The following is an 8,512-nucleotide window of genomic DNA, read 5'->3' as shown; positions in this document are numbered from 1 at the left end:
ATAGTTCCAAACCCATAGCTTCGCTTGTGATGCGAGGTCGTTGCCTCTACCAGCTCAAACATGGTCATTGGGGGCAGTGGGAGAACAGTTTTTCCTACGGGGTATAACCCCCAAAAAGCAGACGTTCTCCCGGCTACCGCCATCGTATAACGGCCATAAAGAAAGGCCAACCAGAACATTCTGGCTGACCTAATAATACGAAATAGCAGTAGTGGGTCGCTTTTGTGTTGCTGGGACTAGAGTGAGTGAAAATGAAAGAAATAAAGTCATTAGCTATAGAAAAAAGGTGCATAAAAGAGAAAAATATCCGTACAGGAATAGCCACCTATACGGATATTTTTTCATGTTTCCTAACAGTTTGGTTCGAAGTGAGCTATCTCTTCGACGAGCTTCAGCTTGTGGGATAGCCCCATGTTTCGTGTCTGCTTATAGCAATACCGGCTGACCCGCTTGAATAGAGCGGTAGCCTGCTATCGCGGCAAGAGCAGAGAGCATTCCATCTTCACCTGTAATAGGTACAGGCTGGCCGCTGAGTATCGCGCTAACAAAAGCTTTTATTAAATGCTCATCCATATTATCGCCCCAATACTGCCATTGTCCAGCTGCGTTCTGACGGCTATACAGCTCATTAACCTGTGCCAGACCATTCACTGAGATGACGCCTTTCGTTCCAATAATATCTAGAGCGACATCGCCCCAGGTCGGATAGGGAGGCTTTCTAGACCAGCTTGTATCAATGACCCCGAATACCCCGTTCTCGAATTTGACATGCAGCATGCCTGTGTCATCCACATCCAGCTGGTCATGAAACAACGTGGCTGCATGCGCATAAATTTCTCTCGGTTCCGAGCCATTCATCCAATTCATCAAATCCATGACATGTACCGTATGATCCAGCAGAGCACCTCCACCTGCAAGAGCTGGGTCGACGTACCAGCCTCCGGGAGCGGTGCCGCGATTCATTCCTTTGAAAGCGACGATATCACCAATTTCTCCACGGTCCACAGCATGCTTGGCTTGCACAACAGCAGCCAAATAGCGGCAAGGGAAGGCAGTCATGAGCTGCACCTGATTGTCATGGCAGGCAGCAATCATCGCTTGCATTTCCGAGGCGTTAATGCCTAGCGGTTTCTCACATAACACATGCTTTCCTCTAGCTGCAGCGGCAATTGTAATCTCCGCATGCAGAGCATTCTCAGAGCAGATGACGACTGCATCTAGATCGTTCTCCAGCAATTCGTTGTAGTCGCCATAATAGGCAAGGGAGTGCTGTTCAACTATAGCGTGTACGCGGCTTTCAATGGGATCGGCTATTCCCACCAGCTCCACCTCAGGAAGTGCGAGCAGTGAATCCAGATAAGAGAAGGCATGCGAGTGAGCGAAGCTGATCATGCCTACTTTTAATTTATTCATCATGATTTCCTCCTACTGGGAGATGGACGGCTTTGCCAGTCCTTGCGCTTTCGAGTGCCGCATGTGCGAGCTCCAAAGCTTTATAGGCATCGGCCGCTGTTACAATCGCTTCTGAGCCGTCTTTGATACAGGTAATAAAATGCTCCAGCTCCAGCTCGAAGGGACTGCGGAAAGCTGGGCTCTCCGGCACGGCAACGAAGCTGTTAGCCTCCGATGTAACCGACTTATGAATCTGAAGGGAGCTGCTCTTCAGGCTATTCGTCGCAATAATACCTTCGTTACCGGAAATTTCGGCTTTCGTATGGAAGGGGCCAGGGTAGCCCCAATGGGCTTCTACATTAGCAACGGCGCCATTGCTGAATTGAAGGGTGACTAGCGCATAGTCCAGCTGTTCGCTGCTATGGTTCATCGCATATACCGTCTCGACCTCGCCCATACTCCATCTCAGGAAATCCAGGTCATGGATCATGAGATCTAGAATGACCCCGCCGCTCTTGCTGGAGTCGTTATACCAGCCTTTGGTTTCACCTGGATGAGGGCCAATACGGCTCGCATGTGCGACAGCAGGGCGACCAATCGATCCTTGCTCGATCGTGTGCTTGATATTGGCATACTCAGGAAAGAATCGGACGACATGTCCGACGAAGAGGCGAACGCCATGTTCCTCACAGCAAGCTATCATTTCCTTCGCATCCTCAAGGCTTAGAGCAATAGGTTTCTCGCTAATGACATGTTTCCTTGCTTTTGCAGCTAGGAGAGTATATTCTTTGTGTAAATAACTAGGTAAAGTAACGCTAATAGCATCAAATTCAGCTTCTTCAAGCATTTGTTCAAAAGAATAATAAGCAGGTGCCCCCGTTGCTTGGGCCAATTCATTGGCAAGCTCGATTTGTTGGTCGCAAACACCGGTTAATTGAACGCCATCCAAGCGTGAATATATGTCCGCGTGGATATGTCCTAGCCCGCCGCATCCGATTACAGCAACTTTCATAGTCGGTCTCCTTTACATAGCTGATTGGGTAAACTTGTTATTCTGCTTCGATGATACCTTGCAGGGAGAGTGGACGTAATGCGGGTTTTTATTCAATTTGTATCCATATTCAATCTATCAACTTCGTGAGGGTGACTATATGGACAGCTTCCAAGAGCCTATACATTACCAGAATCAACAGCTCTGCATCAAAGTATGGACGTTTACGCATAGCGGCGACGAGCAGATTGGCCCACAGCCTTGGCATTATCACAAAGAGATTGAATTTATTCTCGTCCTAGAAGGCATTCATGATATGTACACGCCCAGTCAAGCTTACTCGCTGCACCCGGGAGAGGTAATGGTTATCGGTTCTTCACAGCTTCATAAAGCTCAAATGCGCCAAGGGCAGCATGTGACCTATATTGTTCTTCATGTTGATCTGGAGCCTTACTTCGATCCAGCAATGATGCATTACACGAGGCATTTCATGGAAGTATTGAATCCGCTTGATGATTTGAATGTTATTTTCAAAAAATATCCGGAAGCGCAGGCAGAAGTAGCCTCAACATTGCTCCATATTCACGAGGAAGTGATGCAGAAGAAGAAGGGCTACGAGATCGCAGTCAGTATGCATATTAAACATCTGCTTCTCACTTTGCTTCGTCATGACGATGACCAGCTGCTGTCAGCGCATGAATATGTAGATGCGGATTTACTTCGCCCGGTCATTACTTATATTGAGAGTCATCTATCAGGAAAAATCGACATGACAGAGGTCAGCAGGCTGGCTGGGATGAGCTACGTCTATTTCTCCAAATATTTCAAGAAAAAGATGGGGCTGTCCTTCACTGAATTCGTCAATCGCAAGCGAATTGCCAAAGCCAAAAGGCTGCTCATTACCGGAAGTATGCCGATTACAGATATTGCCGCAGAAGCGGGGCTTGAGAATATGGCTCATTTCTATGAGCTGTTCAAGAGATTCAATGGCTGCACTCCTAAGCAGTTCAAGGAGAGCATGATGGTATGAACGGCATGCCATTAAGCCATAGCCGAAAGTAGTATAGGAAGCACAGAAAGGACTCGATCTATTGACTCTTCAGCAATTGAAATATGTTATTGAGGTTGCCAATCGCGGCTCGATTAATGAGGCAGCCAAGCGGCTCTTTATCTCACAGCCCAGTCTATCTAATGCCATAAAAGATTTGGAAGAAGAAATCCGTATTACGATATTCGAACGGACGAACAAAGGCATCTCCTTGTCCATGGAAGGCGCTGAATTTCTAGGCTACGCACGCCAGGTAGTGGAGCAGGCAGAGCTGCTCGAGAACCGTTATCTCGATGCCAAGCCAACGCCGCAGCATTTCTCCATATCCACTCAGCACTACGCGTTCGCGGTGAATGCATTCGTCAATCTGGTTAATGAATATGGCTTGGATGAATACGAATTAGCGCTTCGGGAGACTAAGACTCATGAGATTATTGAGGATGTCAAAACGCTCCGTAGTGAGATCGGCATCCTGTATCTCAATGAGTTCAACGCTAAGGTCATCAACAAGCTTCTGAAATCTGCCAATCTGGAGTTTACGAGCCTGTTTATGGCGGAGCCGCATATTTTTATTAGTAAAAACAACCCGCTCGCCAAGCAATCTATTGTAACCATTGACCAGCTTCACGACTATCCCTATCTGTCCTTTGAGCAGGGAGAATATAATTCCTTTCATTTCTCAGAGGAAATTCTAAGTACATTGTCCCATGCCAAAAGTATTCGGGTGAATGATCGGGCAACGCTATTTAATTTGTTAATCGGCTTGAATGGCTATACGATCTCTACGGGAGTGCTTAGCGCAGATCTCAACGGCAACGACATTATTCCAGTACCTCTTGCTTGTGATGAGACGATTAATATCGGCTGGATCGCTCATCGGAACGTCGCTCTCTCTAAGCTTGCCTCTGCCTATGTGGAGGCTTTGCAGCAAGAAATCGCCAAATAAGATGGCACCGCTCGTACGGCTAACATAGGTCGTGTTCATAGCTGCTGAAGACTCATTGACAGCAACTTCCTGGACATGCTATTTTTACTTCGAGGTGATAAAAAATGGGATTTCAAGCTAGTCATATTTTTGTGAATTTACCGGTTAAGGATTTGCAGAAGTCGATCGCATTTTTTACCGAGCTGGGCTTTTCCTTCAATGCGCAATTTACGGATGAGTCTGCAACGTGCATGATTGTTGGTGACAATATTTATGTAATGCTCCTGGTCGAGGAGCGGTTCCAATCGTTCACAGGCAAAGAAATTCCGAATGCAGCTAGAAGCTCAGAGGTTATTATGGGCTTATCTGCGCAGAGCAATGAAGAAGTAAATGAGGTTGTAGGCAAGGCACTGGCAGCAGGAGGCAAGCCTTATAATGATCCGGTTGATCACGGTTTCATGTATAGCTGGAGCTTCCAGGATCTTGATGATCATCTGTGGGAGATATTCTATATGGATCCGAGCACAGTAGAGCAGGCATAAGAGCAATATACTTAACGAATAACAATAATAGATAACAAGAGGAGCCTTCATTCGACGACATGTCAGATAAAGGCTTTTTTATTTATATGGTCCATTGGCCTAAGAGGTAGCGGGGTGATCGGTTGAGAGTAGGATACAGCATAATGAGAGAAATCAGCATGAAATCCGATGCATTAACAGCCTCGGATTATGGTATGAAGGAATATGAATACGAGAAAATGGTGAAATTGCTGGAGAAACAAGGCTATATTGAGCGTGTGCTGCGTAACGGATATGCTTTTTCTCTGAGACCAGCTAGATTAACCGATAAAGGAATCGCCTTTATACAGGAGCATGCTTATTTGGAAGAGCATTATCCTCTAGAAAGAAGTCAAATGAAAGAATGGGTGTATGTAGATAAGAAAAGGTATTCAAGCGGAGCTGAATAGTAAATAGGATGAAGGAGACGGTTATGGTGCTGCATAGGTTTGATTCGAGCGATCAGATAAGGAATTATTATCGATTCAGGTCTGACGAGGTTGCCTATAATCTCATCCATCGTATCTGTGAATCGCCAGGCTCGTTGTGTCTTAAAAGTTCCGATGATAGGATGATGTTTGCCCATACGAAGGGGAACAATGCATGGCTGTGGATGGCTGGAGATATAGAAGCTGTCGATCGGACTTGTCTTATCCAAGAGCTTATTGAGGTCATCAAAGGGATTTCCCTGCCCGGAATAAGTGGAGAGCCCGAGCTCTCAGCCTTATTCGCGCAAGAGTATGGTGCTGCCAAAGGCCTGCAATCGTACACAAGCATGCTAATGGAATCTTATGATTGCCAATTAGCAATGAAGCCGCTGCATGTTGCAGGGGCCATACAGAAAGCGACAAGCTATGATGTTGGAACAGTTGCAGCGTATTTAGCCGGCTTCTCTGAATATGTACATGGAGCTCCGGTCGAGCATTCGAGTCAGATACAAGCGGCGCAGGATATGATTGAAGCCGGTCATTTGTTTTTGTGGATAGTGGAGGGTGAGGCAGTGTCGATGGCGAATATCCCTCACCGCACTGCCAGACATGCTAGAATCAATGCGGTATACACCCCAGCAGGCTATCGTAAGAAAGGCTATGCCAGCAGGTTAGTGGCGGAGATATGTGTGATGCTGCAGTCAGAGTCCCTAATCCCTATGCTGTATGCTGACCTAAGCAACCCCGATTCGAATAAGGTCTATAAGAAGATAGGCTTTGTCGAAAGTGGTACAATCGCTGATATTAAGTTTAAGCCGTTGGACTGATGCTTTATTCATAAGAAGTTATATTATTTGGAATATAAATGATAGAAATGGAAAAGGCATGCTATTCAGCATGCCTTTTCCTATGCAATGAGTTGTTGTTCCTATCCATTTCCATACGAGGGATATAGGACTAAAGATGTATTTGATCAAATATAGATACAAAGTCTCACTAATACAATGGGAAATTATTTTATAATAGAGCAAATGCAGTTCGACATTATCTGACATTAACTGATAGGATGCTGATACGAAAATGAAATCTCCTTTTTTCAAAAGGAAAGATAAAATGCAAAGTGGCCTGGAACAGGAAATGCAAATGTCATCAGTGGAGCCAACACATGCACCCTCTATTGAAGAGGCTAAGAAAGAAAACACAGATGGTGCAGGAGAAGGGAATCCATCTATCATGAATAGCACGAGCAAAGCACAAATGGACAAGAAGTCGCTTGATTTGGTCTTTGCCGTTGAGCAAATTATTCAGTCCAGACAGCATGCGGAATTAAACATCAATGAGCTTCATGATCGTCTGTCCCATTCCAATGGTCAGATTGATCGCCTTACTAGAGATATGAAGAATCTCAATAAGGTCATTGAAGAGCGGGAGAAGAACATTCTAGAGCTTGAACATAAATTAATAGAGAAAAACCTGAAGGTGGATCAGGTCATTGAAGATTATCGGGAGCTTCAAGCAGCGATGTCTGCCGAAACCGATGAGCTGAAAAACGTGATTGACCTCGAGCAGCAAAAATACGGAAGCCTCCTTCAAAAGCATAATGATGCGCATGCCGACAAAATCAAAAAAATGAATGACCTCGAAGAAAGAATGGGCAGATTGGAAGTGGAGAACAACCATCTCAAGCAGAAATATGAGACTCTCCGTCAAGAGAAAGCGTATCTTGCCAACATGATCAGTGATTTCACGAATCGCATGGCTTCACCATTAGGACATAACCATAACAATCGGCAAGATGGGGAAAGCGCCTAAGCCTAGCTGCATATCTGAGAGTAGGAAAGGAAAGTCGAGGGCAACGATACATATGAATACAGTCGAAATGATTGAGTTGCTAAGGCTTACGCAGGATTTAACCGGCTATTGCATGGAGGTAGCGGTAACTCGGACAGGGATACAGGAGCAGTGCATTGTACAATTGGATGAGCTGTCTTATGTACAATTGTCGGCCGTATGCCTGGAAGAGGGAGACCGAGTTCGTCTTTCCCTGTATCCGAAGTGGGACCCTTATCAACAAATCTATTATTGTTCCGTCATGAAGACGAATAAAACGATTAGTGAGATTCATTATTTCACATGCTCTGACTATTATATGAAGCAGCTTGCTCTATTGAAAAAGGGTCCATCTATGAATTTGGCCGAAAGGATTGAGAGGAATGGGCTGGATAGAGAGGCTCCTTCATCCAATGATTCGTTATGGCGTAAGTGGATGGGATTTCGGGAACGCACGGGAAGCCTGACCTTGCGTTTGGTTATTTTCAGCATAGCAGTATGTATCATAGTGATAAGCACGGATAGCAAGCTGTTCAGTGAACAGGAGGATCAGCTGGGACATCGGGTGAATGCGGCTAGTTCGACGGAATCCGAGGTGATAGAAGCTGCTAATGATAGGACCAGTGAGATGCCAGTCGTCAATCTAGTTAAATTCGTAGAGCCTGTCCGTGCACCAGCTAGGGCCGAAGTGAGCACGTCTACTTCCAGTGAGTGGTACGAGTCTCACCTCATTGCAGAGGACAAGTTCACCTATGGCTTGCCAGAAGGCTATGTAGCTTTATCCTTTGATGATGGGCCATCAGCCTATACGGAGAAGATCGTTGATATCTTGCTGGAAGAGAATGTCGCGGCTACTTTTCTATTTGTCGGCAAGAAGACAGAAAAGTATCCCGATGCCGTGAAATATGCGGGTAACAACGGTATGGCTCTTGGCAATCATTCCTGGGATCACAGCAATCTGACGGAGCTTGATCAAGCAGCTAAGAAGAAGGATATCGAACAGACCAATCAAACAATCGAGAAGCTATCGGGCAAGCCTATAACGCTATTCAGACCTCCATATGGTTCAATAGATGCGAAGCTGACTGGCAAAGTATCTGATCATGAAATGAAAGTGTTAATGTGGAACCGTGATCCGCTGGATTGGAAGGCCGAGAATACAGAGCAGATTATTCAGTATTTTCATGACGTTGACCCTTCAGGGGGAATCTATGTCATGCATGAGAAGAAAAAGACGGTTGAAGCATTGCCTGAAATTATTACATACTTGAAGTCGAAGAAATTGAAATTTGTTATTTTTGAATAAAATAAAATGATAGAGCAGGAATAGCGAAGGAT

The 8,512-nt window shown here is 45.4% G+C and carries 9 protein-coding genes; 7 read left to right on the top strand and 2 right to left on the bottom strand.

The genetic code is table 11. The annotated features are described in order from the left end of the window. Positions 1-426: 426 nt before the first annotated feature. Positions 427-1,413, bottom strand: coding sequence for a Gfo/Idh/MocA family protein (locus AC6ESP_RS20370; protein ID WP_497098572.1), 987 nt, complete (start codon positions 1,411-1,413; stop codon positions 427-429). After that, a complete protein-coding gene (locus tag AC6ESP_RS20365; protein WP_497098571.1) occupies positions 1,406-2,404 on the bottom strand; it encodes a Gfo/Idh/MocA family protein in 999 nt (332 codons plus the stop codon). Before AC6ESP_RS20365 ends, AC6ESP_RS20370 begins: the two co-directional genes overlap by 8 nt. A 97-nt stretch (positions 2,405-2,501) precedes the next feature. Between AC6ESP_RS20365 and AC6ESP_RS20360 the strand changes: the two genes are divergently transcribed. From AC6ESP_RS20360 to AC6ESP_RS20330, 7 genes are all read left to right on the top strand, one after another. Next, entirely contained in the window at positions 2,502-3,413 is a 912-nt protein-coding gene (locus tag AC6ESP_RS20360; RefSeq protein ID WP_497098570.1) for a helix-turn-helix domain-containing protein, read from the top strand. A gap of 61 nt (positions 3,414-3,474) precedes the next feature. Beyond that, entirely contained in the window at positions 3,475-4,377 is a 903-nt protein-coding gene (locus AC6ESP_RS20355) for a LysR family transcriptional regulator (RefSeq protein WP_497098569.1), read from the top strand. A 104-nt stretch (positions 4,378-4,481) separates the two neighbouring features. After that, the gene (locus tag AC6ESP_RS20350) at positions 4,482-4,898 is read left to right on the top strand and encodes a VOC family protein (RefSeq protein ID WP_497098568.1); all 417 of its coding nucleotides are present in this window, start codon (positions 4,482-4,484) and stop codon (positions 4,896-4,898) included. 143 nt (positions 4,899-5,041) lie between these two features. Then, positions 5,042-5,326 (top strand): hypothetical protein, encoded by a 285-nt coding sequence (locus AC6ESP_RS20345; RefSeq protein ID WP_497098567.1) that lies wholly within the window; start codon positions 5,042-5,044, stop codon positions 5,324-5,326. Between the two features lie 8 nt (positions 5,327-5,334). Continuing rightward, on the top strand, positions 5,335-6,171 hold the full coding sequence (locus AC6ESP_RS20340) for a GNAT family N-acetyltransferase (RefSeq protein ID WP_497098566.1): 837 nt from the start codon (positions 5,335-5,337) through the stop codon (positions 6,169-6,171). Between the two features lie 316 nt (positions 6,172-6,487). After that, on the top strand, positions 6,488-7,156 hold the full coding sequence (locus tag AC6ESP_RS20335; RefSeq protein ID WP_497098565.1) for a hypothetical protein: 669 nt from the start codon (positions 6,488-6,490) through the stop codon (positions 7,154-7,156). Between the two features lie 52 nt (positions 7,157-7,208). Continuing rightward, positions 7,209-8,480, top strand: a complete 1,272-nt coding sequence (locus AC6ESP_RS20330; RefSeq protein WP_497098564.1) for a polysaccharide deacetylase family protein — start codon at positions 7,209-7,211, stop codon at positions 8,478-8,480. The last annotated feature ends 32 nt before the right edge of the window (positions 8,481-8,512 follow it).

It is taken from the genome of Paenibacillus xinjiangensis (assembly GCF_059686975.1).
This window is presented reverse-complemented; position numbering and strand designations above follow the sequence as displayed.

Coding starts and splice junctions, on each gene's coding strand:
- AC6ESP_RS20345 (WP_497098567.1), top strand. CDS start 5,042: ATGAGAGAAATCAGCATGAAATCCGATGCATTAACAGCCTCGGATTAT.
- AC6ESP_RS20365 (WP_497098571.1), bottom strand. CDS start 2,404: ATGAAAGTTGCTGTAATCGGATGCGGCGGGCTAGGACATATCCACGCG.
- AC6ESP_RS20370 (WP_497098572.1), bottom strand. CDS start 1,413: ATGAATAAATTAAAAGTAGGCATGATCAGCTTCGCTCACTCGCATGCC.
- AC6ESP_RS20330 (WP_497098564.1), top strand. CDS start 7,209: ATGAATACAGTCGAAATGATTGAGTTGCTAAGGCTTACGCAGGATTTA.
- AC6ESP_RS20350 (WP_497098568.1), top strand. CDS start 4,482: ATGGGATTTCAAGCTAGTCATATTTTTGTGAATTTACCGGTTAAGGAT.
- AC6ESP_RS20335 (WP_497098565.1), top strand. CDS start 6,488: ATGTCATCAGTGGAGCCAACACATGCACCCTCTATTGAAGAGGCTAAG.
- AC6ESP_RS20340 (WP_497098566.1), top strand. CDS start 5,335: ATGAAGGAGACGGTTATGGTGCTGCATAGGTTTGATTCGAGCGATCAG.